This window comes from Corynebacterium tuberculostearicum, assembly GCF_046097465.1.
In the GTDB taxonomy this organism is placed as follows: domain Bacteria; phylum Actinomycetota; class Actinomycetes; order Mycobacteriales; family Mycobacteriaceae; genus Corynebacterium; species Corynebacterium tuberculostearicum_I.
The window spans coordinates 1,388,057-1,411,951 of record NZ_CP175799.1 but is presented as its reverse complement, the minus strand read 5'-3'; the positions used below and the strand labels follow the sequence as shown (position 1 = coordinate 1,411,951).

Genomic DNA, 23,895 nt, shown 5'->3' with positions numbered 1-23,895 from the left:
ATCCGCGGCGCGGACGAGTAGACTCTGGGGCATGACTGATACTCAGACTTTTTCCGCTGATGTCTACGCCCAGCGTCTGCACGCCGCACAAAAGGCGGCTGCAGACAAGGGCATCGATCTGCTCCTCATTGGTACGGGACCAGACTTTGCCTACCTCACCGGCTCCTGGGTCTCTTCCCACGAACGCTTGACGGTCTTGGTCGTGCCTCAGCAGGGCAATGCATGGATCGTCGCGCCTAATACCGATATCACCGATATCAAGGCTGCTCCAGTAGGTGAGCTGGATGTAGAGTTGCGTGGCTGGAATGACGGAGAAAATCCTTATGAGCTTGCACTGCGTGGCGCAGGCGACGGACTAGGCAAGGTAGCGCTGGGACAGTCGCTGACGGCAGACCACGTGCTGCGTTTCCAAGATCTGCTTCCACACGCCAGCTATGAACTGGCCACTTACGCACTGGCCGAACTCTTTACCCGCAAGGATGAGGCTGAGATTGCTGAGCTGCGCAAGGCTGGCCATGCCATCGACGCAGTCCACGCGCAGGTTCCGCAGCTTTTGCAGGCCGGTCGCACCGAAGCCGAGGTGGCCCACGAACTGGAAAAGCTCATCCTGCAGGAGCACTCTGTTATCGATTTCGTCATCGTCGGATCGGGCCCGAATGGCGCCAACCCGCACCATAGCTTTTCGGATCGCGTGTTGGCTGAAGGTGAGCCGGTGGTCGTCGATATCGGAGGCACTCTGCCTTCCGGCTACCACTCCGATTGCACCCGCACCTACGTAGTGGGCGGGGATATTTCCACGGCCCCGCAGGATTTCCAGGATGCCTATGCCGTGCTTGCCGACGCCCAAGCTGCCGCCCGCGCCGCAGCCCACCCCGGCAGCACCGCCGCAGACATCGATGCCATCACCCGCCAGGCGATCTCGGCAGCCGGTTGGGGCGACTACTTTGTCCACCGCACCGGACATGGCATCGGCTTGTCCACGCACGAGGAGCCTTTCATCATGGAAGGCAACGATCTCGCCTTGGAAGAGGGCATGGCCTTTTCCATTGAGCCGGGTATTTACTTGGAAGGCAAGTGGGGCATGCGCTTGGAAGACATCGTGGTGCTGACCAACGATGGCTACGAGTCCCTCAACCAAGCTCCGCGTGACGTCCGTTAATGGCTGGCGTACTAATTCTGGGTGGCCGTAGCGATATCGGCGGAGAAATCGCTAGGAGAGTAGCCCCAGGCCAAGACATTGTGCTCGCCGCTCGTGGCACCCACGGTATGGAAGGCGTGGAAGGCCGGCTCCGGGCGGCGGGTGCGCGCAGCGTCCATCTGCTTGATTTCGACGCCGCAGATTTTCCGTCCCACACCGGTGTGGTTGAGCGTGCCATAGAGCTGGCAGGCCCCCTTGAGCTTGCTGTCGTCGCCTTTGGCATCTTGGGCGATCAGCAGCGGGCGGAACGCGATGCTTCCCACGCGGTCGACATCGCCACAATCGATTATGCCGCGCAGATTTCACTGCTTACACTCGTTTCCCAGCGTATGCACCGCGGCCATATCGTCGCCTTTTCCTCGATAGCAGGCTGGCGGGCCCGCCGGGCAAACTACGTGTACGGGTCTACCAAGGCCGGTCTTGATGCCTTCTGTCAGGGGCTGGCGGACAAGCTGCACGGCAGCCAGGTAGGCCTTATTACCGCACGCCCTGGCTTTGTCATCGGCAGCATGACCGAAGGAATGAAGCCGGCGCCGCTTTCCGTGCGTCCGGCAGATGTGGCCGAGGCAGTTGTCGGCTGCATTGACCGCGATGCACGGCGCGGTAAGCCGCGTTCGCGCACCGTGTGGATTCCTCGGGCTCTGCAGGGCCTCGCGTGGGTCATGCGGCTTGTACCGCGCCCAATATGGCGGCACATGCCGCGCTAAACCTTGCGCTCTTTCTACTCTGCGCGCAGCAGGGGAGAGTTGATATCGAAGATAAAACCGCGCGGGGCGAGTACGCGCAGTACCACTTCGGCGTCGCCCTCGGCAATATTGTGAAAGACTAATCCGCCCCACGGGGTGACGGTGATGTCAACCTCTAACTGGCCGATGAGCTGCGCAAACTCAGCAGGGATGGCGCCGCGGTGCACGCCCGCCCCCAGATCTACAACGCCCGCAGGCAAATGATCATCTAACCAGCCAATAGGGCCTGGTTCTGCCAGGGCGGAGGCATCATGCTCTAGGGATTCGGTGCCTTGGAGGGCCTCCTCATAGTGGTGGGCAGCAGCCTGTGGAGTCAGTGGGGCCGAGGGGGCGTCGCCAAGCGGGGAACGCTCAAGGCGCAGGGCACCGTCCCCGTCGATGCTAAGGCTGACTGCTGCTGCGCCGGTCGGTACGTCGTCGTGGGCAATGACGGCAATCCCGGGACCGCCTTCCGCCGCTTCCAGCTCAGCCGCGATGTCCTGGGCCGTGTGCTTGGCCTCCGCCGACAAAGGCGAAGCCAGCACCGGCATCGCCGTGGCGCGCAATCGCAACTCCTGGAGCTGCTGATTGAGCGCCTCCGCATCCTTAATACCGCGCAACTCGATTGCGGAGAACCGGTCGATGTAGACATACCCATCCGCAACAGCACTGGCGCACTGCGCCAAAGTGACCCAATCCTGGGCATGGGTGCTGCCGCCGGCAACGTGGATGCGGATGCACGTGCCGTACTGGGGGTCTTCAAAAAGCGCAGGAGTAAACATGCGCACTAGTTTAACCTGCCGCGGCTGCAGCCTCGCGCATGAGTGTTGCCAGCACTTTATCAGTCTGCCTCGTTAGACTGAGGCCATGCCGTTTATGTATTTTGCTCTCTACATGGTCGCAGAGACCCTGACTTTTTGGGCCGTCTCAAAATGGATCGGCGTTGGCTGGGCGCTTATCGCACTCTTTGTCACCATGTTCTTCGGAATGTCCATCGCTGGCCTTGAAGTGCGCCGCTTGATGGGAAAGCAGGTCGAACGCACAGGGGACGGTACATACGTCGTTCACGCCGGCAATGTGGGCAAGACCGCCAGCAATGTGGGCCTTACCTTGGTAGGCGGCATGTTGCTTTCTTTGCCGGGCTTCTTGACGACGATCCTCGGAGCCCTCTTTATCTTCTCGCCGACCCGCGCCGTCTTGCGCACGGTGCTAGCGGCCTCCTTGTACCGCAAGATCGAAAACATGGGCGTTAAGATCTACGAGGCCACCCCAATGGCACAGCAGCACGACTCTTATGGCGACTTTGGCTCCTTTGGTCGTGGCCAAGCAACACAAAGTGGGCACCCCAGCATGCAGGATGCTGGCCCGCATGAAGTGTTGGATGAGGAAGAGATCCGCCGTTGGAGCGAGAACCTGGATCCAGATGACTTCGGACCCTCCGGTGGCGAGTCCAAGGGCGGAAAGAGCTAGTGGTGCTAACTCTTGCCCGCCTCGTAGTGGCGGGCCTTTCCGGTCTGCTCACGTATGCCGCCATAGAGCCCCGTGGCTGGTGGTGGGCTGCCATTGTGGGCGTGGGCTTGCTGTACGCGAGCTTGCTGCCGTGGGGAACTAGGCACGTTACCGCCCGTGTGGGCGCGCTTCTTGCAGTCGCGCATTCGCTCGTGCTGTACCTGCTGACGCTGCCATGGATCGGCGAATTAGTGGGCAGTGGGCCATACATCGCTTTGGCTATATGGCTTTCGGTATACGCGATTCTACTGGGCATTGGCGGCGCGGCAGTAGCGCGGTGGAAATACGGTTTTATTGCCTTCCCGTTCTTCTACCTCGCGGTGGAGGTGTTGCGTTCTTCGGTACCTTTCGGCGGTTTTTCTTGGGTGAAATTGGCTTGGGGACAAATCGACGGACCGCTAGCCAACCTGGCTCCGTGGGGTGGAACCTCGCTCATTACCGCAGCCACGGTTCTGTGCGGTTGCGGTCTCGCTGCACTGCTGATTCAACGCGGATGGAAAGCCAAAAGCGCCGCATTCTTAGCAGCTATCCTTCCCCTTGCAAGCGCAACGGTGGCAGGTCTGGGAATCAACCGAGACGATTCCACTGTCGGGGAAGCAAAGGTTGCCGCTATCCAAGGAAACGTACCACGCATGGGCCTAGACTTTGCCGGGCAACGCCAAGCGGTCCTTAACAACCACGTGGCTGAGACAAAGAAGCTGGCCGCACGCGACAAGGACATTGACCTAGTCATCTGGCCCGAAAACTCCTCTGATATCAACCCATTCCGTGACGGCAAGGCAGCCTCGGCGATCAGTGGCGCCGTCGATGCGATAGACGCACCTGTTTTGGTTGGCACCGCTACGCGGGATGAGGTGGGAGCCCGCAACACAATGCAGGTCTTTGCTCCCGGGCATACGGTAGGAGACCACCACTATAAGAAGTACCTGCAGCCCTTCGGTGAAACCATGCCCATGCGGGACTTCTTTGCCAAATTTTCTGACTATGTGAATCTAGCCGGTGACTTCAAACCCGGCGACGGCCCAGGCGTTGTCTCCATGGCGGGAGTGCCGGTAGGCGTGGCAACGTGCTACGAGGTCTCCTTCGATAACGCCTTTAGGGAGTCGGTGAAAAATGGTGCACAACTACTGACTACTCCCACCAATAACGCCACCTTTGGCTATTCCGATATGACCTACCAACAATTGGCCATGAGCCGATTGCGCGCCATGGAGACGGACCGAGCCGTGGTGGTGGCGGCGACCTCTGGAGTATCCGCCATTGTTCACCCAGATGGCCACGTTAGCCAGTCCACGGAGATTTTCACGCCGGACGCGTTAGTAGAGCAGTTGCCCTTGCGTAGCGGAGAGACCTTTTCCGTGAGGTTTGGTTCGCCCCTGCAATGGCTCATGGTTATTATTGGAACAGTCTGCGCACTGGTAGCTTTGCGCACAAACCGCCTGCGACGCACCCCGCGCCGCTCCGGCACAGATACATACGTAGGAGCATAAACACTGTGAGCACGCTTGAATCCTCGACCTTGGTCATCATCCCGACCTATAACGAGATCGAAAATCTTCCTCTCATTACTGGACGCGTCCGTGAGGCCGTCCCAGAGGTCCATATCCTCATCGTGGACGATAACTCTCCCGATGGAACTGGTGACAAGGCCGATGAGTTCGCAGCACAGGATGACCACATCCACGTTCTTCACCGCGAGGGCAAGGGCGGTCTGCTAGGCGCTTATATCGCCGGCTTTGAGTGGGGATTGGAGCGCGACTACCAGGTGCTGTGTGAGATGGATGCAGACGGCTCCCATGCGCCGGAACAGCTTCACCTGTTGTTGGAAGAGGTGGACAAGGGCGCGGACCTAGTTATCGGCTCCCGCTACATTCCGGGTGGCGAGACCGTCAACTGGCCGGCTTCTCGTGAGTACCTCTCCCGCTTGGGCAATATTTACATCTCCGTAGCGCTGGGCGCTGGGCTGTCCGATATGACCGCCGGCTACCGTGCGTTCCGCCGCGAGCTGCTCGAGTCCATCGACTTTGATGAGCTGTCCAAGGCCGGCTACATCTTCCAGGTCGATTTGGCCTTCCGTGCCGTCAAGGCTGGCTTTGACGTTCGCGAAGTTCCCATTACCTTCACCGAGCGCGAATATGGCGAGTCCAAGCTGGATGGTTCCTTCGTGAAGGATTCTTTGCTCGAGGTCACCAAGTGGGGCGTTGCTCATCGCGCTGAGCAGCTGCAGGACTTTGGCGGCGCGGTGTCCAAGTTGGTCAACCGTGAAGTCAAGGACGGCTCCATTCATGACCTAGGCGTTCAGGCCCGTAAGGGCGCCGGCTGGGTTTCTGACTTCGCCAGCGAGATTGGCCATCTGGCAAAGCACCAGATTGCGCAGCTGAAGAAGTAGGCGCCACCGCAACGCATAAGGCCCGTACCGTCCCTTAGTCAGACTAGGGAGGTACGGGCCTTTTTGCTGCCGCAGAACTTTAAGAGTTATTTTGCTGCTGCTCCTGCTGTTCCTTCAAGAGGCGAGCTGCGGAACGGCGGCGGGAGCGCAGGTGGTTAATGCGCTCTTCAAGCAGCTCATCGAGCTCCTCGATGGAGCGGCGCTCACGCAGCATATCCCAGTGGGTGCGTGGTGGCTTAGCGGGCTTAGACTCAACGCCTTCACCTTCTACTAGGTGGCCCAGCTTGCCGTTCTTGCACATCCATTCTTCAGGGATTTCAGCATCATCCGCGAAAGGCACCTCATAAATCTCGCCGTCTTCGGTGCGGTACTTCACCATCTGGCGCGGTGCGAGGTCGTGGTCGCGGTCGGTTTCGTAGCTGACTGCGCCCATACGGCTGCCACGGAGTACGCGATCTGCCATGCAACATCATCCTTTTCAAAGAGATCCCTGATTGAGTGCGAAGCAAAACTTCGCCTAAGAGCTACTAATTATAACGAACACCCACGCGTCTTTGTTCCCAGCCCGCCCAAAATGGACTAAAGTGTATCGGGTGATCCGTACAGCTAGTCGTGAACGCAACGTCGGTTCCTGCCAATGGTGTGGGAAGGACATTGACCAAGGCGGTAGGGGACGGCCACGGAAGTTTTGCAGCGCCTCCTGCAAGCAGCGCGCTTATGAGCAGCGAAATAACGTCAGTGGCACGGGGATTCCCGCCAATGCCGTGATCCTTACTCCAGAAAAGGCAGAGAGTTTGCGCGACGGACTTTTTGAACTACGTTGTTCCGCAGAAGATATCAATACCGCCGCGGAGGAAGGCGCTAGTGCGCAGGAGCTTGCCGGTTTGTGCGAAGAGCTTGTTGCCCTGGCGCGACGCCTAGAAGGACTTCGATAGCAGATGAAAAAGCTTTTTTATAACCGCAAGCTCGTCATCACCATCTTTGTGGTGCTGATTGTGTTGCTCACCGCCGTGGCCATTGGCCCGATGGTGTATTCGCTCCTCAAGGGCGCCGGAGTAAAGACCGAACCAGTTTCCGCCGACGGCGCAAAGGCCGCATCAACGGAGCTCGATGGCACCTGGGAGGTAGCCAAGGGACGCGCCAATAACCATACCTCGGTTGGTTTTACCTTTAATGAGGTTCTACCTGCGGAAAAGACCACCACATCGGGTTCAACCACGGAGGTCACCGGCCAGGCGGATATTTCTGATTCCACCCTGAAAACCGCCGCGGTCACTGTTGATATGGACGAGCTGACCACGGACAAGAAGGTCCGCGATCAGAACATGAAGTCCAAGCTCTTTGAGACCCAGCTTTTCCCAGAGGCATCCTTTGAGCTCACCGAGCCAGCCTCGCTTGCCGACGTCCCGGATGACGGCACCATTGGCACAGTCAAGCTCACCGGAGATCTGACTATCAAGGATGAAACGCACGAGATTTCCCAAGACTTCGACGTTCTTCGCGATGGCGATCAGATCGTCATCGGCGGCACCGTGCCAGTTGATCGCCTTGATTATGGCGTGGAGACCCCGGAGATGCTCGCCGCGAAAGTCGAGGAAAAGGGCGAGGTAAATCTCCGCATTTCCTTTGAGAAAAACTAGCGATGGTCAAGCCAGTGAATTCCCGTCAGATTATCCCGTTTATGTGGCTGCGCCTCGTCGTCGTCATCGGCTTTACCATTTTCGTAGCCGTTCAACAGATGTGGGTCATTGTGGCCATCTCGGTTCTTTTGGCGCTGTTGACTATGTGGCAGCTGTGGAGCGCTTACCGTAATTCCTAGTTGAGGCCTTCACGGCGTGGGTAGAGTTCCCCGAATAACGTCAGTGTGACGTTATATAGTGGTGTAGTTGGCACCGCCAGTAGGGCGTATTTTCGCCCAATATCAGGTTTTTCGGTCACCGAACGAAACACCGCCACCAACGGTTGACCCCCTGAATGAAGAAGTCCCGAAAGATAGATGGGGCCCGCTGTAGTAAAACCGAGCCCCAATGAGCTACAGCCGGAATCCATACCTGCGCCTGAGTCTGGCGGTCGGCGGAGGGCGCGACAGGGACCGCGGGGCGTCGCCAAGCAAAGCGTCGTAACATCGCGTGGAGGGTTAAGGGAGCTGAACCGGAAACCAATAGATGGGCCGGGAAGATGTGTAAGCACTCGGGCGCTTATGGTGGCGACGAACGATGACCCTCCCGATATCAGTATTTGTCCGATAATGTACATTATGTCATTTTAACCAGGGGTGGCATTCCCCCTTTTAGCTCCTGACTCCATACATCGATACCTGCACCTCGCTTCTGTCGTTCGCTCCTGACAACACGCGCCCGAATGAAGCTTCCCAGATGTGCCATTCCTTCACGACAATTGGGCTCTCGTCATTTCTCATACGGCGGATGACTTCTTTCTCGGCTAGGCCTCTCGTAGCACATGCGGCCTTAAGCTCTGGATCGAATTCAGCGTTCGACGGATCCGATCCCTGCGCGTGTCCACCGCTAAATACGATATAAACCACTTCCGGATGGTGTTCTACATCCAGTGGACCTTTCCACCCACGCAGGTGTGCCTCTTCAGTCCAACAGGTTACCCCTGAGCGGTCTACACATTGTCCCATCGCTTTTTCTTGAGCGCGCGTCAGCGCAACTCCTGCAAAAGACTCATCATATGAATCGTCATTCCGCGCAAACAATACGAAGAGCCGCGCGGTTCCTTTTCTTCTACTTCTTCGTATCCATGTCCACATCTTCTCACCCGGCTATCGGTTAGTTTTCAACCAAAATGCACACTAGCGCATATAACGGCCAAGCAGGTCTCTATCAGGAGCGATTCCAAGCCGGCGAACGTACCTCATCTCCACAGGGTGCGTAGAATCGACAACATGACGATTCAGCACGTAGTAGATAAGCCTTCCCGCGCAGCTCTCTTCCTCGTCCTTGAAATCAAGGACGGTGGCGAGCAGGCCACTCGCGATATGCTCACGGGGTTTGCCGGACTGTTTAAGTCCGTTAACTTCCGCTACAACGAAGGCGAGCTTTATACCGTAGTCGGCATTGGTGCTTCCATGTGGCCGCGTTTGACCAGCGCGCCTATGCCGGAACGCCTGAAGGAATTTGAGGCAATCGATGCCGCGCATAAGGCCCCGGCCACGCCGGGCGATATTCTTCTCCACTTCCGTGCGAATACCTATGACCTGTGCCATGAGATGGCCCGCCAGGTACTGGATCAGCTGGGCGATGCCGCCAGGGTTATCGATGAGACCCACGGCTTTAAGTACTTGGACCAGCGCGATTTACTAGGCTTTGTGGATGGCACCGCCAATCCCCTCGCCGAAGAGGCCTTAGATACCGTGCTGCTTGGCGACAACGCCGACTACCCTCGTGGCTCCTACGTCACCGTCCAAAAATATATCCACGACCTGGCCAAGTGGAACGAGCTGAGCACCGAGGAGCAAGAAAAGGTCATCGGCCGCACCAAGGCCGACGATATCGAGTTGGATGACGATACCAAGCCCACTAACTCGCACGTCGCCCTCAATGACCTAGAGGAAGATATTTACCGTGAGAACATGGTCTTCGGCTCTTTCGCCGCGGGTGAGATGGGCACTTACTTCATCGGCTATGCCAAGGACCCCGAAAACGTCATGGAACGCCTGCGCAATATGTTCATTGGCAAGCCGGAGGGAAACTACGACCGTATCTTGGACTTCTCCACCGCGCTTACTGGCACCAACTTCTTTGTGCCCAGTGCGGATCTGATGAAGAACTTCGACGAGCTGCCGCCGGCCTAAGGGCCGCCCGCCTTACGGCCGGCCGCCTAACGCCGGCCCCCGCGGTTGCGGTGAGCCAACCCAAATTGCACCGAGTCAATCATCCCGAGCGTCATAAGGGCCTCACGGAGGGCAAATTGGAAGGTCCATAAGCGACGGAAGACTGGGTCGAACCCAGCGGCCGCTGCTTCTCGCAGGTGCCCGTCAAAAAAGGATCGCTGCTGACGCAGGGATTCCAAGTAATGGGTGCCCACGTGGGTTTCGGACACGATGCGCAGGTTAGAGTTCTTATCCACTAGCTGGTGCATCTCCGTGGTGCGCGGATAGTCCAACCCCGGCCACACATAGGCTCGCAAGGCTTGAAGCGAGGCCTTACCGGCCTCCGTCATCGACTCGGTCGCCACGACGGATTGGATTCCCGCCCGCCCATTAGGCGTCAAAAACCGATCGACTGCGCGGATATATTCTTTGCGCTCGCTGGCGCTGAGTTGTTCTACCTTTTCTACAGTGACGATTGCGTCATAGTGCCCGTGCCATTGCTTAGGGTTCGGGACGACACCGGGAATGCGCTCGACATGGATGGAATCGTCTGCCCCCTCTAGTACGAGGGCCTCGCGCATGTGGCTCATTTGGTCCACATCACTGGTCAAAACGTCCACCGTAGCGCGCCGCTTAGTCGCCCGCATCGCCGGCTGCATTCCGGCAGCCGGGTACACCAACAGGTGGGTTCCGGCGCCGGTACGGGTGACGTCAAGCAGCCAATCTGCTGCGCGGCGCTGCGCATCTCCCAGGTCATCCCTGTCCACACTTGTGGGCTCACTCAGCGTCGTGACATCGACGAAGTGGCTCTTCGGCTCCTTGCGGCCGGCCTTGGGGCTATAACTTTCCACCGTTTCCCTTATGGTGGTCGGTACGCCACTGGAGAAAATTCCACCGACATGGCTTAAACCATCACCGGCGTAGAGCCGAACCAATTCCAGCGGCAGCTCCCCTGGCTCCGACTTACCGGCACCTAGCATCTTGGCCTTGGGGAGATAACCCACTCCCAATAGGCGGCCGAGGACCTTTACCAGCTGCGAGGAGGAAGTAACGGTCCACTCTCCTGCCATATAACTTTCCGCAAATCCCAGCCAACCGCTAGCGGCAATGCGCTCAAACAAGGCATCATGCCCCACCTTGAGATCTGGTCCGCCTTCGGCTTCTAGGTCTAGTTCTAGTCCGGCATCATCGCAGGCCTTGGCAAATTCAGCCTCTGCCCGGCGGGCTTTCATTCCAGGCCAACGAGGTGCGGGAACCGTAGCCACATTGGGCCAGGATTCTGCATCGATAGAGCTCAAATGCTCAGGGCGGGTAAAAGTCATAATGCCAGGTGCGCTCCTTGGTGGGCGGAGGAAGTCACTATCCGGAACAACCTTAGTCAGCTTTGTGCGCACCCCGGTTGAGGCGCTCCGGACAGCCGCGCCGGTTCTTCCCACGGAAACCGCAACGCAGCGGCGGAAGTTTATCAGTCATTAAGTATGCGCGTTCTGTTTGAAGTGTTTAGACTGTACGGGTACTAAACATTAGCTTTCTTAAGGAAGGTCGCATTAAATCCATGACTGATACCCCTTATCGCCCCAACGGTGGCCGCCACCACGTCGTCGTGGTTGGCGCCGGCTTCGGTGGTCTCAACACCGTTCAGAAGCTGAAGAACGCCGATGTGGAAATCACCCTCATCGATAAGAAGAACCACCACCTGTTCCAGCCGATGCTGTACCAGGTAGCAACCGGCATGATTTCCGCCGGTGAGGTTGCCCCTTCCACCCGCCAGCTGCTGCGCGATCAGGACAACGTCCACTTCGTTAACGCTGAGGTTACTGATATCAACCTGGCGGATCAGACGGTGACCGCCGAGCAGGACGAATTCTCCCGTACCTACGCTTATGACTCTCTGGTTGTCGCCGCGGGTTCCGGTCAGTCCTACTTTGGCAACGACCACTTCGCTGAATTCGCCCCAGGCATGAAGACCTTGGACGATGCCCTGGAGCTGCGCTCCCGCATCATCTCGGCGTTTGAAAAGGCAGAGCTTACCGACGACCCCGCAGAGCGCGAGCGCCTGCTCACCTTCATCATCGTTGGTGCTGGCCCGACCGGCGTTGAGCTCACCGGCCAGATTGCCGAATTGGCAAACCGTACCCTCAACGATGTCTATTCCAACTACGGCACCACCTCTGCCAAGATTTACCTGCTCGATGGTGCCCCACAGGTACTGCCGCCATTTGGCAAGCGCCTAGGCCGCAAGGCTCAGCGCACCTTGGAAAAGGAAGGCGTACAGGTTCACCTGAACGCCATGGTGACCGATGTAACCGCGGACACCGTCACCTACAAGGACATGAAGACCGAGGAGGAGACCACCCTGACGGGTGCTACCAAGATCTGGTCCGCTGGTGTGGCCGCTTCCCCACTGGGCAAGATGGTTGCAGAGCAGGCCGGCGTCGAGGCAGACCGCGCAGGTCGCGTCTCCGTCAACGAGGACCTGACCGTGGGCGAGCACAATAACGTCTACATGATCGGTGACATGATCTCCCTCAACCGCCTGCCGGGGCTGGCACAGGTTGCTATCCAGGGTGGCGCGCACGTCGCTAAGCTCATCCAGGCCAAGGTGGACGAGGAATCTACCGCAAATGAGAAGGAAGCCTTCGACTACTTTGACAAGGGCTCCATGGCCATCGTCAAGCGCTTCAACGCCGTCGTTAAGCTGGGCAAGACCGAGTTCGGTGGCTTTGCAGGCTGGGTTGCATGGCTCGGCCTGCACCTGACCTACGTTATTGGTCTGCGCAGCCGACTGGCCGTTCTGGTTAACTGGGCAACCAACATCCTCTCCCGCGATCGCGGCAACCTGGAGATCACCACCCAGCAGCGCATCGCACGCAATATCATTAACAAGAACGAGAAGTAATACCTCCTCGCTCACATCGCCGCCCCACCTGCTGGAAAGCAGGCTCTGGGCGGCGATTTTTATTTTCCCTGGCTACCTGTTGCTAGCGCCGGCGATTCCGCTACTGGGGAGCCCGAACGTCGATTTTCGCACATAGTTTCCGTGACCTTTGTTAGGCTGAGACACGCAACATGGGGTGCCGCACACGGTGCGGCTGAGAAATACCCATCGAACCTGCACTCAGTTAGAACTAGCGAAGGGATAGTTGTGGATTATGCTTTTCTGCGCGCACACGACGCTGTGCGCGAGTCCACGCCGCTTATTCAATGTTTGACCAATAAGGTCGTCAGCAACGTCACCGCCAATGCCCTGCTGGCCATCGGGGCTAGCCCGGCAATGGTCGATACGCCAGAGGAATCGCGCGAATTTGCGCAGGTAGCCAGCGGCGTACTCATCAATTGCGGTACGCCCAGCTCAGAGCAATACGGCGGCATGCGCGAGGCCATCACTGGGGCGAACTCCGCGCACACCCCCTGGGTACTTGATCCGGTAGGCGCCGGCGGCCTGAGCCGCCGCACCGACTTCATGCGCGAGGTGCTGCCACTTGGCCCGGGCGCAATTCGTGGCAATGCCTCAGAAATCATTGCCCTCGCAGGAACCGGACGGGGCGGCCGAGGCGTCGAATCTACCGATGGCGTGGAAGCCGCCCTGGATTCGGCAGTAGCACTTTCCAGGGATACCGGCGCTGTCGTGGCCATTTCCGGCCCGCGAGACCTTATCGTCCACGTCGGCGATACAACGCGTGCCGTCTACCTCGAATCAGGGCACCCGATGCTCCAAAACGTCATCGGTACTGGCTGTTCGCTTGGTGCTATCTGCGCCGCATATCTGGCCGCGTGGGAGGATCCTTTCGAAGCGATCATCGCCGCCCACGCGCACGTTGGCGCGGCGGGTAGCTTGGCCGCCGAAAAGCACCACGCCCCCGGCTCCTTTGCCGTTGCATGGCTGGATGCCCTCTACGATGTCCCAACGGCGGATATCGAGGGCCTGGTCAAGCTCACTGACGTGGAGGAGGTTTAAGTGTCTATTGACTGGACGCTCTACCTGGTCACCGATCCAGATCTGGCTGGCGGGCGAGACAACGTGGTCCCCATCGTGCAGGAGGCTGTACGCGGCGGTGTAACCGTTGTCCAGCTCCGGGACAAGGAAGCTAGCGATGAACAGATCGAGCGCACCGCACGCGAGTTGCTTGATGTACTGGGCGATGTCCCACTATTCATCAATGACCGCGTGGAGGTGGCCGCAAAACTCGGCTGCCACCTGCACATTGGGCAGGATGATATGGCCTTTCGCGAGGCCCGAGAGAAACTGGGTGAGGGCCAGCTTATTGGCTTATCCATCGGCAGTAACGAGGAGCTTGCTGCTATAGCGGACGATGCGCGCCCAGATGTCATTGGCATCGGGCCCGTGCATTCGACTGCAACGAAGAAAAACGCCCCGGCCGGCATGGGTACGGCTGCGGCCGCAGCACTCGCTCACGCCGCACGTGAGCGTGGCATCGAATCCGTCGCCATCGGCGGAATCAAGACCCATAATGCGCACGAGCTGGCGGGCAGCGACTTTGCCGGAATTTGCGTAGTCAGCGACATCATGGCGGCCGAGGACCCCGCAGCAGCCGCCGCCCACCTTAAGGAGGCTTTCCATGGCTAAAGGCATCTATCCCCGAGTACTATCCATTGCCGGTACTGATCCCACCGGCGGAGCAGGAATTCAAGCCGACCTGAAATCCATCTCTGCCGCAGGCGGCTACGGCATGAGCGTGGTGACGGCGCTGGTGGCTCAAAACACCCAAGGTGTCCGCAGCGTCCACGTACCACCGGTGGACTTTCTGCAGGAGCAGCTAGACTCCGTCATCGACGATGTGGAGATTGATGCGGTAAAGATTGGCATGCTTGCCGACGCCGCCATTACCGCCAAAGTCGCAGACTTCCTGCGCCGCCTGCCGGACGATGTTCCCGTGGTACTTGATCCGGTCATGGTGGCTACCAGTGGAGATCGTCTGCTGGAAAACGACGCAGAACAGGCCGTGCGCGATCTCTGCTCACAGGTGGACCTCATCACTCCCAACTTGAAGGAATTGGCAGTCCTTACTCACACGAACGAAGCGAGCGACCTAGAAGAGGCCATTGCCACGGCGAAGGAATGGGCGAAGAGTGCTGGTACCGCGGTCGTCGTCAAGGGCGGGCACCTCGATGCTGACATCGCCGACAATGCGGTGGTTAATGCGGATGGGGCTGTGCACCGCGTTGCTTCCAGCCGTGTGGACACGAAGAACACGCATGGAACTGGGTGTTCCCTTTCCTCTGCCCTAGCCACCCGCCTGGGAGCCGGCGATAGTCCCGCGGCAGCTCTGGTTTGGTCCACCCAGTGGCTGCATGAGGCCATTGCCCATGCGGATGCGCTTCACGTGGGCAAGGGACACGGCCCCGTGGACCACCTGCATCGCTCGCAGCGCCTTATGCAGGCGGCGTCTACCCTGCCCCAGCCGTATTTATCCGGCAGTTTGGAAGAACCGGAAAACGTTGACCAGCCGCGCGTTTCCGCGGCCGGCCCGCACACGCAACGCCTGTGGAACCTAGCCGGGGATCACTGGGAGGCCATCAAGGCTCTACCCTTTATTCGAGCTTTGGGCACGGGAGCGTTGGAGAAGGATGCCTTTGGCTTCTACCTCGACCAAGATGCCCAGTACCTGAATGCTTATTCCAAGGCATTGGCTCGCCTCGCCAGCCAAGCCCCAGAAGCGGCACAGCAGCTGCACTGGGCCGAAGGCGCGCATGATTGCTTGGCGGTGGAGGCCGAGCTGCACCGCGGGTGGCTCGAAAGCGATATCACGACCGCAGCCTCCCGGGTAACCAGCGCCTATACGGATTTCCTGATCCGCTCGACGCATACGGATGACTACGTGGTGGGCGCTGCGGCGGTACTGCCCTGCTACTGGTTATATGCAGAGGTAGGCCTCCACCTCGCAGAATTTGATTCCCCCGAACACCCCTATCACTCATGGCTTTCCATGTACGGCGGCGAGGACTTCCTCAACGGGGTTCGCGCTAGCCTCGACATCGTCGAACAAGCCCTCGCCGGGGCGGATGAGCGCACCCGCCTGCGGGCCGAGCGCGCCTATATCACCGCTAGCCACCATGAGGTCGACTTCTTCGACCAAGCCGATAGGCGTTTTTAGGCCAGCAGGTCGGAGCCAGGTCGCGAAAGAACGGCGACCAAGAAGGTGGAATGCTCCGAGAAGAGCTTCATATCCCACGAGGAGAAAGTGAAGTCGACTCGGTAGCCCACCTTCTGCGCCATGTCGAGGAAATCAGCAAATTCCCAGCCACGGCCTTCGCCAAAACCGGTGACGAGGCGACCACCGGGCTTGAGGGAATTATAGATATTGCGCAGGGCGGGCTCGCGACCTTCCTTTGCTAGAAAGCCCATCACATTGCCTGCGGACACGGCGATATCAAAGGGGCCTTCTGGCACCTCTTCCTCGCACAGATCTCCCACGAACCATTGCCCCTCCGGGAAATCGTGCTCAGCGTGCTCGATAAGAATGGGGTCTACATCGACGCCCACCACGCTGTGGCCACGGCGAAGCAGCTCGCCGCCCACGCGGCCGGTGCCACAGCCGGCATCGAGGATGGTGGAGTTGCGTTCCACCATGGCGTCGATAAGCCGGGCCTCGCCATTGATGTCTTTACCCTGTGCGGCAAGCACCTTCCATTTGCGAGCAAAGTTATGGGAGTGCTCGGGATTAGCTTCGGTTACTTCTTTCCACGTAGGCATAGATTCGATTATATTACCCGGCTTCGGTGTAAGATTTACCCGCTGCGTAAAATCGCCGCCTGCCCATTGGGAAAATACCCGCACTACCGCGCAAAGGAGGCTGAAAAGATGCCATCCGTACCTTCACCCTTTAGGGGCCGCAAGAAACCCGAGCCTCCTAGTAAGCCCACTTCCCTGCCGGTACCGCCGGAGCGCGCCATCGAACACTGCCGCGTCTTTGTGGATGGCGAGGCGCTTCCTGGAGAGTATTCCACCAGCTCCGCGCTGGAAGCCATTGAGGAGTACGGCCGCGGATTTATTTGGGTGGGACTGCATGAGCCCTATGAGTCTCAGATGACCAAGGTGGCCTCCCAGTTTGGCATCCACGAACTTATCGTGGAAGACGCCGTTATGGCCCATCAACGCCCGAAACTCGAGCGCTACGATGATCAGCTCTTCGTGGTCGCGCGTTCCGTGAACTACCGCGATCATGATGAGGTCACGGATAAGCGCCAGATCATTTCCACCGGCGAGATCCAGATGATCATGGGCTCCAACTTCATCATCACCGTGCGCCACGGCGCAAAGCTGCCCAACCTGGCTTATACGGTGGAAGATGAGCAGGACTTGGTAGAGCTTGGCCCGGTGGCCATGGCCTGGAAGATCCTGGATATGATGGTGGACCGCTACTCGGAGATTTCCCGTCTTATCAGCATCGAGGTCGATGAGCTGGAAGAAGAAATCTTCACCCCGAACCTCAAATTTGATGTAGACCGCATCTACATGTTCAAGCGTGAGGTGCTGGAGATGAAGCATGCCATTGACCCGCTCTCGGTGGCACTGAAATCCATGGTTTCTGACCACAAGGATTTAATTTCCAAACAATTGCGCTCCTACCTGCGAGATGTCAACGACCATGAGCTCGTGGTCAAGGACCAAGTATCCAGCTTCGATGAGCGCCTTACCTCGCTTATCGACGCCTCGGTAGCCAAGGTAACGATGCAACAGAACTCGGATATGCGCACCATTTCCGCGGTCGTTGGTATGTGGGCCGCGCCTACCCTGGTGGCGGGTATCTACGGTATGAACTTCGACATTATGCCGGAGCTGCACTGGGCGCTGGGATACCCCACGGCGATTATCATTATGATCTTGGTCGTTGTGGGCCTGTGGGCGTGGTTCCGCAAGAACCACTGGCTCTAATCCCTCCGGTACGCTCGTGCATTATGAGCGATATCACTGTTTACGGCGCTACCGGGCTGGTCGGCCAATTGGTGGCGCGCTTCCTTGCCTCGATTAACGCGCCCTCTGTGACTCTGGCCGGCCGGAACCGACCGGTGTTAGCCGCGCTGCGCGATGAACTCAATCCGCACTGGGACATCGCCATCGCCGCCGCCGATGATGCTGACGCTGTGGAGCGCATGGTGGAGGGCACCAAGGTGCTAATTACCGTGGTCGGCCCCTACAGCCTGTATGGCGGCCACGTGGTTGCCGCCTGCGCGCGCCATGGCGTGGACTATGTTGACCTCTGCGGCGAGGTTCCCTTTATTCGCCGCAGCATCGATTCCCACCACGCCACCGCCCAATCCACAGGTGCGCGCATCGTTCACTCCTGCGGCTTTGATTCCGTGCCCTCGGATATTGGCATGCTCAATCTCTACCAGGCGGCAGGAAAGCCGTTTGCACGGGTGCAGATGGTCGTCGACAAGCTCAAAGGCGGAATCTCACCGGGCACCATCGAGTCTTCCCTGCAGGTCTCGCACGCAGCGCACGCGGATAAAGAGGTAGCCCGCAACCTGCACAATCCTTACTCACTGGACCCGGATCCCAAGGCCGGGCCACGCTTAGACGGCCTCCAAAAAGACTTCGAAATTAAAGAGCTCGACGGCGTGGGCTGGGTAGGCCCCTTTTTCATGTCCATGTTCAATACCCGCGTGGTGCGCCGCTCTAACGCTCTGCTGGGGCGCGCGTGGGGCACGCGCCTGTTTTACAAGGAAGCATGGTGGGCAGGCACCGGTCTTTCCGGTCGCGCCCGCGCCTATGGGCTGGCGCTCGCCACCAAGCTACTTTTTGATGGCACTCAGTCGCGCCTGCGCCCACTGGTGGAAAAGGTCCTGCCCACCCCCGGACCTAAGGGCGCGCATTTCCAGGTCAGCCACCACGGCATTACCGAAGATGGCGAACGCTGGCGGGCAACTGTTTCTGCCGAGGGTGACCCAGGATATGAAGTCACCGCAATGATGCTGAGCCAGGCTGCTCTCTGCTTGCTCGATTCGCGCTCCGGTACTAGCCACGCAGGCGGCGTACTCACCCCGGCCACCGGACTTGGAAAGCCCTATCTGCAGCGGCTTTCCGCCCACGGCATGTCTTTTACCGCCGCTCGGGTGGACTAGCGCAGAATCATAGTGCGCAAGGTGGTGCGGGCGATAAGCTCGCGGCCTTGCCGCATCTCGACGCTCCACACGTGGGTGCGGCCGCCTAGCTGCACTGGCGTAGCCACGGCTTCTAACTCGCCCTTTCCTGTGGAGCGAATGAAGTCGCTGGAGTTATTAACGCCGACTGCGGGGGCGTCGGCAGCCGCCACGCTGGCAATGGAGGCCACGGTTTCTGCGATGGAGCAATACAACCCACCGTTGGCTACTCCCCAGGGTTGGTGATGCTCCGGCAGCACCTGCAGTTTCGCACGGGCCTCGCGCGGACCCACGTGGGTGAACTGCAGTCCTAGCAATTCCGCAAGGCCGCCGTTTAAGGCATTGAGAGACACCAGTTCTTCTGCATTGAGCACCCGCGTATGCGCGACGTGGAGCAAGTCATTGAGTTTTTGCGTATCCGACATAGTCCACCAGCCTAACCGTTGGTGCCAGCGCTGCGCTCTAGTGACGTAGGATAGGCAGCATGACTGATAAGAATGAACTTGCTCAGATTGGCGTCGTGGGATTGGCGGTCATGGGCTCTAATTTGGCCCGTAACTTTGCCCGCAACGGCAATACCGTAGCGGTGTATAACCGCAGCCCTGAAAAGACTCATGCACTCATTGAGGCCCACGGCGAGGAAGGCAACTTCGTGCCCTCGGAAACCATCGAGGACTTTGTGGCTTCTTTGGAGCGCCCACGCAAGGCAATCATTATGGTCAAGGCTGGCAAGGCCACCGATGCCGTCATCGATCAGCTGGCCGAGGCCATGGATGAGGGCGATATCATCATCGACGGCGGCAATGCTTTGTTCACTGACACCATTCGCCGCGAGAAGGACGTAGCCGCCCGCGGCAAGCACTTCGTCGGCGCCGGAATCTCCGGCGGCGAGGAGGGCGCGCTCAACGGTCCGGCCATCATGCCTGGCGGCCCCAAGGAATCGTGGGAGACCCTCGGCCCGATTCTTGAGTCCATTGCCGCCAACGTGGACGGCACTCCGTGTGTAACCCACATTGGTGCGGACGGCGCCGGCCACTTTGTCAAGATGGTCCACAATGGTATCGAGTATGCCGATATGCAGGTCATCGGCGAGGCTTATCAGCTGCTGCGCTATGGCGCGGGCATGGAACCGGCCGAAATCGCAGAGGTGTTCCGCGAATGGAACTCCGGCGACCTTGATTCCTACCTCATTGAAATCACCGCCGAGGTTCTGGCCCAAAAGGATCCGGAGACTGGCGCCCCGCTTGTCGACGTCATCGTGGACGCTGCCGGCCAGAAGGGCACCGGCCGCTGGACCGCCATCAACGGCCTAGAGCTCGGCGTTCCGATTACCGGTATTGCCGAATCCGTCTTCGCCCGCGCGCTGTCCTCCTCCACCGCGCAGCGCAGCGCAGCGCAAGAAGGCCAGCTTCCCGCCGGCACCATCAAGGCGCTGGACGTGGACAAGGCAGATTTCATCGAGGATGTGCGCCGCGCGCTCTACGCTGCCAAGCTCATTGCCTACTCCCAGGGCTTTGACGAGATTAAGGCTGGGTCCGAAGAATTCGGTTGGGACGTTGACCCGCGCGATCTAGCAACCATCTGGCGCGGCGGCTGCATCATCCGCGCCAAGTTCTTGGATCGCATCCGCGCAGCCTACGACAATAATGCGGACCTGCCCGCCCTCATTCTCGACCCCTACTTCAAGGGCGAGCTGGAAGACCTCATCGACCCTTGGCGCCGCGTGGTCGTCGCCGCTACCCAGCTGGGACTTCCGGCACCGGTCTTTGCGTCGTCCCTCTCCTACTACGACAGCCTGCGTGCCGAGCGCCTGCCGGCCGCTCTCATCCAGGGCCAGCGAGATTTCTTCGGCGCCCACACCTTCAAGCGCACCGACAAGCCGGGCACCTTCCACATTGAGTGGTCCGGTGACCGCAGCCTGACCCAGACCGACTAGGTTCGCATTGACTTGATTGGGGCCCTTCGGGGCCCCTTTCACTTTTCTAACAGGCGTGTTGATTCGAATGCGGCGATTCGACTCGCTGCCGATAAGATGGGAAAACGATGACTACCTTTGCCGATCTCGGCCTTCCCCAGCGCTTGGTGCACGTTCTGCACAACGAAGGCATTACCGACCCGTTTCCTATTCAAAAAGCCGCGATTCCCGACGCCCTCGCCGGCAAAGACGTACTCGGCCGCGGCCCTACCGGGTCGGGCAAGACCTATACCTTTGGCTTGCCCATACTTGCCCGCCTTGCCGGAACAGGTGCATCCAAGCCTGCTCATCCCCGTGCGCTTATCCTCGCCCCGACCCGTGAGTTGGCCACTCAGATTCACCTGCGCCTTGATGAACCAGCGGCAACGCTGGGTTTAAGAGTGCTCGCTGTCGTGGGCGGGGTAAATATCAATCACCATATCCGCTCCCTCGCCCGCCCCGTTGATGTACTTGTCGCTACCCCCGGCCGTGCCCAGGATCTAATTGACCAGGGCAAGCTGCATTTGGATGCGGTCCAGATTACTGCACTGGATGAAGCCGACCAGATGGCCGATATGGGCTTTTTGCCCCAGGTACGCAAGCTGCTGCGCCTAACTCCGGCTAAAGGCCAGCGCTTGCTGTTTTCGGCGACGCTTGACGGCGACGTCAACAAGCTGGTGGAGCAATTCCTCCACGAACCGGTGGTCCACACCACTGCGCCGGTGCAAGCTGCAGTGGATTCCATGTCCCATCACCTCTTTTTCGTTGGTGATCGCCCCGCCCGCAACGAGGTGGTGCTGCGCATCGCTGCCCGCCAAGGCAAAACCATCATGTTCATGCGCACCAAGCACGGCGTGGACAGGCAGGTCAAGAAGTTGCGGCGCGCTGGCATCAACGCGTACCCGCTGCATGGCGATAAAGGCCAAGGCGCCCGTACCCGCGCAATCGAAGGCTTCGCCGATGGCAGCATCCCAGTCTTGGTCGCCACCGATATTGCCGCCCGCGGCATCGATATTGCGGACGTTTCACTCGTTGTTCACGTCGATCCGCCCGCGGAGCACAAAGCCTATCTCCATCGCGCCGGCCGCACGGCACGCGGCGGTGCTGCGGGTACCGTGATCACTTTGGTCATGGATGAACAACGCAAAGAAGTAGACGCTCTAATTAAGAAAGCCGGGGTCACAGCTACGGAGCACGATATTTCTCACCGTGACAATCCTGCAGGTGCGCCGGTACTTAAGGAAATTTCGGGTGCTCGCAAGCCCAATGGCCCTGCCCTTCCCCCACCCGGGCAGTACTCGCCCCAGAAACCGGCGAAATCTGTCAAGAAGTCCAACTCTCAACGCCGCCGCTCGGGTGGCAACGTCGCCCGCCGCCGACGCCGTTAAGTCAAGGAGGTAAACGCTCATGCGCATCTTGAGCCCTGAGGAATGGAGTGCTCAACAGCATGAACACGAAAAACAAGCCACCGACCGCTTGGAGCGCTTCCGACATCCTGGCAGCTACCACCCTGTTTTCGATTTTCTCTTTGAGTACTACCCCGTACGCCCTTCTCACCTAAAGCGCTGGCACCCAGGTGTAGGAACTGCGCTAACGGGCACTCCTCCGCACGCTGAATGGCGGGATTACCACGCCACCTCAGACGGCATCACCGTCGACATCGGCAGCTTTCTAGAGCGTCGTGGTGACTCGGTTCGGTATATTTCTAACCTGCTTCGGCGTTCCGCTACCAATCCGGCCCACTTTGACTGCTTCGGTCTGCATGAATGGGCAATGGTCTACCACACGGATTCCCCGCGACATTCGCTGCCCTTGCGGCTTGGTGCGGACGGGACCAATCGGGTTGTCGATGAGCACTCAATTAAGTGTTCTCACTATGATGCCTTTCGGTTCTTTACCCCTCCCGCTCGCCCTCTTAACCTCACTGTCCTGCATCGTGAGGATCAGCCCGACAATGACCAGGCAGGCTGCGTACACGTCACAATGGATTTATATAAGTGGGCCTGGAAGCTGGGACCACTGGTTCCAGGCGAACTTTTCCTTGAGTGCCTGGATCTGGCGATTGAAGCGCGCATTCTTGACATGGAGGCGTCCCCTTATGACTGCCGTGATTGGGGACTTGGCGTCGTGCCCATCGAAACACCTGAGGGCAAGGCCGAATACGTCTCGAGGCAAAGAACGCTGGCGCACAAAGCTGAACCACTGCGAGAACGGCTTGTCGCTGTGATAGATCAGGCACTTGCCCCGCTAGAATGAGCCACTAACAACGGCAGTTTGCTTGGGAGGAAAACACCACATGGCACGGCATTCAAACGGGAAAAATAGCTTCGCAGTAGCGGGATGGGTTATTGCGGTGGCTATTATCGCGCTGCTGGCCATAATCGCCCTGGTTACCTTCCTTTTACGCGGCGCGGGCAACGACGACGGCGAAGACTCCGCCGCACCCGCCGCAGTGGAAACCAGCACCGAGGCTGCACCGGAAACCAGCACGGCAGCTGCTTCCAGTGCTTCCACGTCCGATGCGCCCACGAGCTCTTCTTCCTCGAAGAGCTCCGCTCCAGCGACGAGTTCCGCAGCAGCTCCCAAGCCCGACGTGACGATGGCGGCAAATACGCTCCTGCTTTTGGATACCTCCTCGGCCATGGCGCCGATGTACGGCCCTGTGTCCCAAGCCTTGGGCACCACTGCTTCTAACCTAGCCGCGGACGGCGGGGCAGTCTCGTTGTGGAACTACTCCTCTCCTATCTCTGAGACCGCCACGGTTGGCTTCCGCCAAAACCTGGGCTTTGGTGATGGCAACGCAGTATCCGGCACGCTCAGTGGCTTTGGAACTGGCGGTGTTCCGCAAACGCGCAGCGCCGTTGTAGCAGCTGTCGCGAATGCCGCCGATCAAGCCGCTGGAACTGGCGACAAGGCACGCGTAGTCGTAGTAACTACTGGCACCGAGCAGGACATGGATGATGCTCAATTCACGTCCGCTCTTAAAGACGCTGCCTCCAAGGACGTTTCTCTCAGCGTCGTTCATGTCGGTGAAGGCAATGTCGATGCCGCACTGAAGTCCGCGGCTGATAGCTTCACTTCCGTTGATTCCACCGATGAGACCCAGCTTTCGGGAGCAATCAACAAGGCCGTCGGCATTTAACGAGGAACCGATTTTTCCCAGCACCGTACGAAGTCTCG

The 23,895-nt window shown here is 59.0% G+C and carries 24 protein-coding genes and 1 riboswitch; of the genes, 19 read left to right on the top strand and 5 right to left on the bottom strand.

Annotated features, from left to right (window positions below):
• The first annotated feature begins 31 nt into the window (after positions 1-31).
• Both ACKFRX_RS06725 and ACKFRX_RS06720 read left to right on the top strand, forming a co-directional pair.
• Positions 32-1,159: a Xaa-Pro peptidase family protein gene (locus tag ACKFRX_RS06725; RefSeq protein WP_239282487.1), complete on the top strand. Its 1,128-nt coding sequence runs from the start codon at positions 32-34 to the stop codon at positions 1,157-1,159.
• A complete protein-coding gene (locus ACKFRX_RS06720; RefSeq protein WP_250411018.1) occupies positions 1,159-1,905 on the top strand; it encodes an SDR family oxidoreductase in 747 nt (248 codons plus the stop codon). Before ACKFRX_RS06725 ends, ACKFRX_RS06720 begins: the two co-directional genes overlap by 1 nt.
• 14 nt (positions 1,906-1,919) lie before the next feature.
• Here ACKFRX_RS06720 and ACKFRX_RS06715 read toward each other — a convergent pair whose 3' ends face one another.
• On the bottom strand, positions 1,920-2,705 hold the full coding sequence (locus tag ACKFRX_RS06715) for a hypothetical protein (RefSeq protein WP_005324767.1): 786 nt from the start codon (positions 2,703-2,705) through the stop codon (positions 1,920-1,922).
• A gap of 85 nt (positions 2,706-2,790) precedes the next feature.
• Between ACKFRX_RS06715 and ACKFRX_RS06710 the strand changes: the two genes are divergently transcribed.
• Genes ACKFRX_RS06710 through ACKFRX_RS06700 form a run of 3 tightly spaced genes read left to right on the top strand, consistent with a single transcriptional unit; the run spans position 2,791 to position 5,821 of the window.
• Complete coding sequence (locus ACKFRX_RS06710; protein ID WP_005324766.1) at positions 2,791-3,393, top strand: FxsA family protein; 603 nt, start codon at positions 2,791-2,793, stop codon at positions 3,391-3,393.
• Complete coding sequence (lnt, locus tag ACKFRX_RS06705; protein WP_005329610.1) at positions 3,393-4,922, top strand: apolipoprotein N-acyltransferase; 1,530 nt, start codon at positions 3,393-3,395, stop codon at positions 4,920-4,922. The genes ACKFRX_RS06710 and lnt overlap by 1 nt, the downstream gene beginning before the upstream one ends.
• A gap of 5 nt (positions 4,923-4,927) precedes the next feature.
• The gene (locus ACKFRX_RS06700; protein WP_005324764.1) at positions 4,928-5,821 is read left to right on the top strand and encodes a polyprenol monophosphomannose synthase; all 894 of its coding nucleotides are present in this window, start codon (positions 4,928-4,930) and stop codon (positions 5,819-5,821) included.
• A 79-nt stretch (positions 5,822-5,900) separates the two neighbouring features.
• Here ACKFRX_RS06700 and ACKFRX_RS06695 read toward each other — a convergent pair whose 3' ends face one another.
• Positions 5,901-6,284: an RNA polymerase-binding protein RbpA gene (locus ACKFRX_RS06695; RefSeq protein WP_005324763.1), complete on the bottom strand. Its 384-nt coding sequence runs from the start codon at positions 6,282-6,284 to the stop codon at positions 5,901-5,903.
• Between the two features lie 130 nt (positions 6,285-6,414).
• On the opposite strand from ACKFRX_RS06695, the gene ACKFRX_RS06690 reads away from it, so the two are divergent.
• The 4 genes from ACKFRX_RS06690 to ACKFRX_RS06675 all read left to right on the top strand — a co-directional run bounded on the left by ACKFRX_RS06690 (position 6,415) and on the right by ACKFRX_RS06675 (position 9,638).
• Complete coding sequence (locus ACKFRX_RS06690; RefSeq protein WP_034655353.1) at positions 6,415-6,756, top strand: hypothetical protein; 342 nt, start codon at positions 6,415-6,417, stop codon at positions 6,754-6,756.
• Between the two features lie 3 nt (positions 6,757-6,759).
• Positions 6,760-7,461, top strand: coding sequence for a YceI family protein (locus ACKFRX_RS06685; RefSeq protein WP_005324760.1), 702 nt, complete (start codon positions 6,760-6,762; stop codon positions 7,459-7,461).
• Positions 7,462-7,475: 14 nt separating this feature from the next.
• Positions 7,476-7,640, top strand: coding sequence for a hypothetical protein (locus ACKFRX_RS06680; protein ID WP_040425296.1), 165 nt, complete (start codon positions 7,476-7,478; stop codon positions 7,638-7,640).
• A gap of 1,089 nt (positions 7,641-8,729) precedes the next feature.
• A complete protein-coding gene (locus ACKFRX_RS06675) occupies positions 8,730-9,638 on the top strand; it encodes a Dyp-type peroxidase (protein WP_005324758.1) in 909 nt (302 codons plus the stop codon).
• Positions 9,639-9,664: 26 nt separating this feature from the next.
• On the opposite strand, the gene ACKFRX_RS06670 is transcribed toward ACKFRX_RS06675, so the two are convergent.
• Entirely contained in the window at positions 9,665-10,978 is a 1,314-nt protein-coding gene (locus ACKFRX_RS06670; RefSeq protein ID WP_408927557.1) for a class I SAM-dependent methyltransferase, read from the bottom strand.
• Positions 10,979-11,211: 233 nt separating this feature from the next.
• Here ACKFRX_RS06670 and ACKFRX_RS06665 point away from each other — a divergent pair, with 233 nt between their 5' ends.
• From ACKFRX_RS06665 to ACKFRX_RS06650, 4 genes are all read left to right on the top strand, one after another.
• On the top strand, positions 11,212-12,555 hold the full coding sequence (locus ACKFRX_RS06665) for an NAD(P)/FAD-dependent oxidoreductase (RefSeq protein ID WP_005329603.1): 1,344 nt from the start codon (positions 11,212-11,214) through the stop codon (positions 12,553-12,555).
• Between the two features lie 161 nt (positions 12,556-12,716).
• Positions 12,717-12,814: riboswitch (TPP riboswitch) on the top strand.
• Positions 12,802-13,614, top strand: coding sequence for a hydroxyethylthiazole kinase (gene thiM, locus ACKFRX_RS06660; protein WP_408927556.1), 813 nt, complete (start codon positions 12,802-12,804; stop codon positions 13,612-13,614). Its footprint overlaps the riboswitch before it by 13 nt.
• Positions 13,615-14,244 carry a thiamine phosphate synthase gene (thiE, locus tag ACKFRX_RS06655; RefSeq protein ID WP_005329593.1) on the top strand — a complete coding sequence of 210 codons (630 nt, stop codon included), beginning with the start codon at positions 13,615-13,617 and terminating at the stop codon, positions 14,242-14,244.
• The gene (locus ACKFRX_RS06650) at positions 14,237-15,772 is read left to right on the top strand and encodes a bifunctional hydroxymethylpyrimidine kinase/phosphomethylpyrimidine kinase (RefSeq protein ID WP_408927555.1); all 1,536 of its coding nucleotides are present in this window, start codon (positions 14,237-14,239) and stop codon (positions 15,770-15,772) included. Before thiE ends, ACKFRX_RS06650 begins: the two co-directional genes overlap by 8 nt.
• Here ACKFRX_RS06650 and ACKFRX_RS06645 read toward each other — a convergent pair.
• Positions 15,769-16,371, bottom strand: a complete 603-nt coding sequence (locus tag ACKFRX_RS06645) for a bifunctional 2-polyprenyl-6-hydroxyphenol methylase/3-demethylubiquinol 3-O-methyltransferase UbiG (protein ID WP_005324750.1) — start codon at positions 16,369-16,371, stop codon at positions 15,769-15,771. The two genes, ACKFRX_RS06650 and ACKFRX_RS06645, sit on opposite strands and share 4 nt — an antisense overlap.
• 108 nt (positions 16,372-16,479) lie before the next feature.
• Between ACKFRX_RS06645 and ACKFRX_RS06640 the strand changes: the two genes are divergently transcribed.
• On the top strand, positions 16,480-17,553 hold the full coding sequence (locus tag ACKFRX_RS06640; protein ID WP_005324749.1) for a magnesium and cobalt transport protein CorA: 1,074 nt from the start codon (positions 16,480-16,482) through the stop codon (positions 17,551-17,553).
• 23 nt (positions 17,554-17,576) lie between these two features.
• Complete coding sequence (locus tag ACKFRX_RS06635) at positions 17,577-18,743, top strand: saccharopine dehydrogenase family protein (RefSeq protein WP_408927554.1); 1,167 nt, start codon at positions 17,577-17,579, stop codon at positions 18,741-18,743.
• Here ACKFRX_RS06635 and ACKFRX_RS06630 read toward each other — a convergent pair.
• Complete coding sequence (locus ACKFRX_RS06630; protein ID WP_408922222.1) at positions 18,740-19,186, bottom strand: PaaI family thioesterase; 447 nt, start codon at positions 19,184-19,186, stop codon at positions 18,740-18,742. The genes ACKFRX_RS06635 and ACKFRX_RS06630 overlap by 4 nt on opposite strands.
• 59 nt (positions 19,187-19,245) lie before the next feature.
• Between ACKFRX_RS06630 and gndA the strand changes: the two genes are divergently transcribed.
• The 4 genes from gndA to ACKFRX_RS06610 all read left to right on the top strand — a co-directional run bounded on the left by gndA (position 19,246) and on the right by ACKFRX_RS06610 (position 23,857).
• Positions 19,246-20,697, top strand: coding sequence for an NADP-dependent phosphogluconate dehydrogenase (gene gndA / locus ACKFRX_RS06625; protein ID WP_150851504.1), 1,452 nt, complete (start codon positions 19,246-19,248; stop codon positions 20,695-20,697).
• Positions 20,698-20,804: 107 nt separating this feature from the next.
• On the top strand, positions 20,805-22,103 hold the full coding sequence (locus ACKFRX_RS06620; RefSeq protein ID WP_408927553.1) for a DEAD/DEAH box helicase: 1,299 nt from the start codon (positions 20,805-20,807) through the stop codon (positions 22,101-22,103).
• 19 nt (positions 22,104-22,122) lie between these two features.
• Positions 22,123-22,971 (top strand): hypothetical protein, encoded by an 849-nt coding sequence (locus tag ACKFRX_RS06615; protein WP_005329571.1) that lies wholly within the window; start codon positions 22,123-22,125, stop codon positions 22,969-22,971.
• A 40-nt stretch (positions 22,972-23,011) separates the two neighbouring features.
• A complete protein-coding gene (locus ACKFRX_RS06610) occupies positions 23,012-23,857 on the top strand; it encodes a hypothetical protein (RefSeq protein WP_408927552.1) in 846 nt (281 codons plus the stop codon).
• Positions 23,858-23,895 lie beyond the last annotated feature (38 nt).

Bases quoted from the DNA above. Each gene is read 5' to 3' on its own strand.
- ACKFRX_RS06630 (WP_408922222.1), bottom strand. From the start codon at position 19,186: ATGTCGGATACGCAAAAACTCAATGACTTGCTCCACGTCGCGCATACG.
- ACKFRX_RS06715 (WP_005324767.1), bottom strand. From the start codon at position 2,705: ATGTTTACTCCTGCGCTTTTTGAAGACCCCCAGTACGGCACGTGCATC.
- ACKFRX_RS06725 (WP_239282487.1), top strand. From the start codon at position 32: ATGACTGATACTCAGACTTTTTCCGCTGATGTCTACGCCCAGCGTCTG.
- ACKFRX_RS06635 (WP_408927554.1), top strand. From the start codon at position 17,577: ATGAGCGATATCACTGTTTACGGCGCTACCGGGCTGGTCGGCCAATTG.
- ACKFRX_RS06620 (WP_408927553.1), top strand. From the start codon at position 20,805: ATGACTACCTTTGCCGATCTCGGCCTTCCCCAGCGCTTGGTGCACGTT.
- ACKFRX_RS06675 (WP_005324758.1), top strand. From the start codon at position 8,730: ATGACGATTCAGCACGTAGTAGATAAGCCTTCCCGCGCAGCTCTCTTC.
- ACKFRX_RS06670 (WP_408927557.1), bottom strand. From the start codon at position 10,978: ATGACTTTTACCCGCCCTGAGCATTTGAGCTCTATCGATGCAGAATCC.
- ACKFRX_RS06720 (WP_250411018.1), top strand. From the start codon at position 1,159: ATGGCTGGCGTACTAATTCTGGGTGGCCGTAGCGATATCGGCGGAGAA.
- gndA (WP_150851504.1), top strand. From the start codon at position 19,246: ATGACTGATAAGAATGAACTTGCTCAGATTGGCGTCGTGGGATTGGCG.
- ACKFRX_RS06685 (WP_005324760.1), top strand. From the start codon at position 6,760: ATGAAAAAGCTTTTTTATAACCGCAAGCTCGTCATCACCATCTTTGTG.
- ACKFRX_RS06665 (WP_005329603.1), top strand. From the start codon at position 11,212: ATGACTGATACCCCTTATCGCCCCAACGGTGGCCGCCACCACGTCGTC.
- ACKFRX_RS06615 (WP_005329571.1), top strand. From the start codon at position 22,123: ATGCGCATCTTGAGCCCTGAGGAATGGAGTGCTCAACAGCATGAACAC.
- ACKFRX_RS06640 (WP_005324749.1), top strand. From the start codon at position 16,480: ATGCCATCCGTACCTTCACCCTTTAGGGGCCGCAAGAAACCCGAGCCT.
- ACKFRX_RS06650 (WP_408927555.1), top strand. From the start codon at position 14,237: ATGGCTAAAGGCATCTATCCCCGAGTACTATCCATTGCCGGTACTGAT.
- ACKFRX_RS06695 (WP_005324763.1), bottom strand. From the start codon at position 6,284: ATGGCAGATCGCGTACTCCGTGGCAGCCGTATGGGCGCAGTCAGCTAC.
- ACKFRX_RS06610 (WP_408927552.1), top strand. From the start codon at position 23,012: ATGGCACGGCATTCAAACGGGAAAAATAGCTTCGCAGTAGCGGGATGG.
- ACKFRX_RS06645 (WP_005324750.1), bottom strand. From the start codon at position 16,371: ATGCCTACGTGGAAAGAAGTAACCGAAGCTAATCCCGAGCACTCCCAT.
- ACKFRX_RS06710 (WP_005324766.1), top strand. From the start codon at position 2,791: ATGCCGTTTATGTATTTTGCTCTCTACATGGTCGCAGAGACCCTGACT.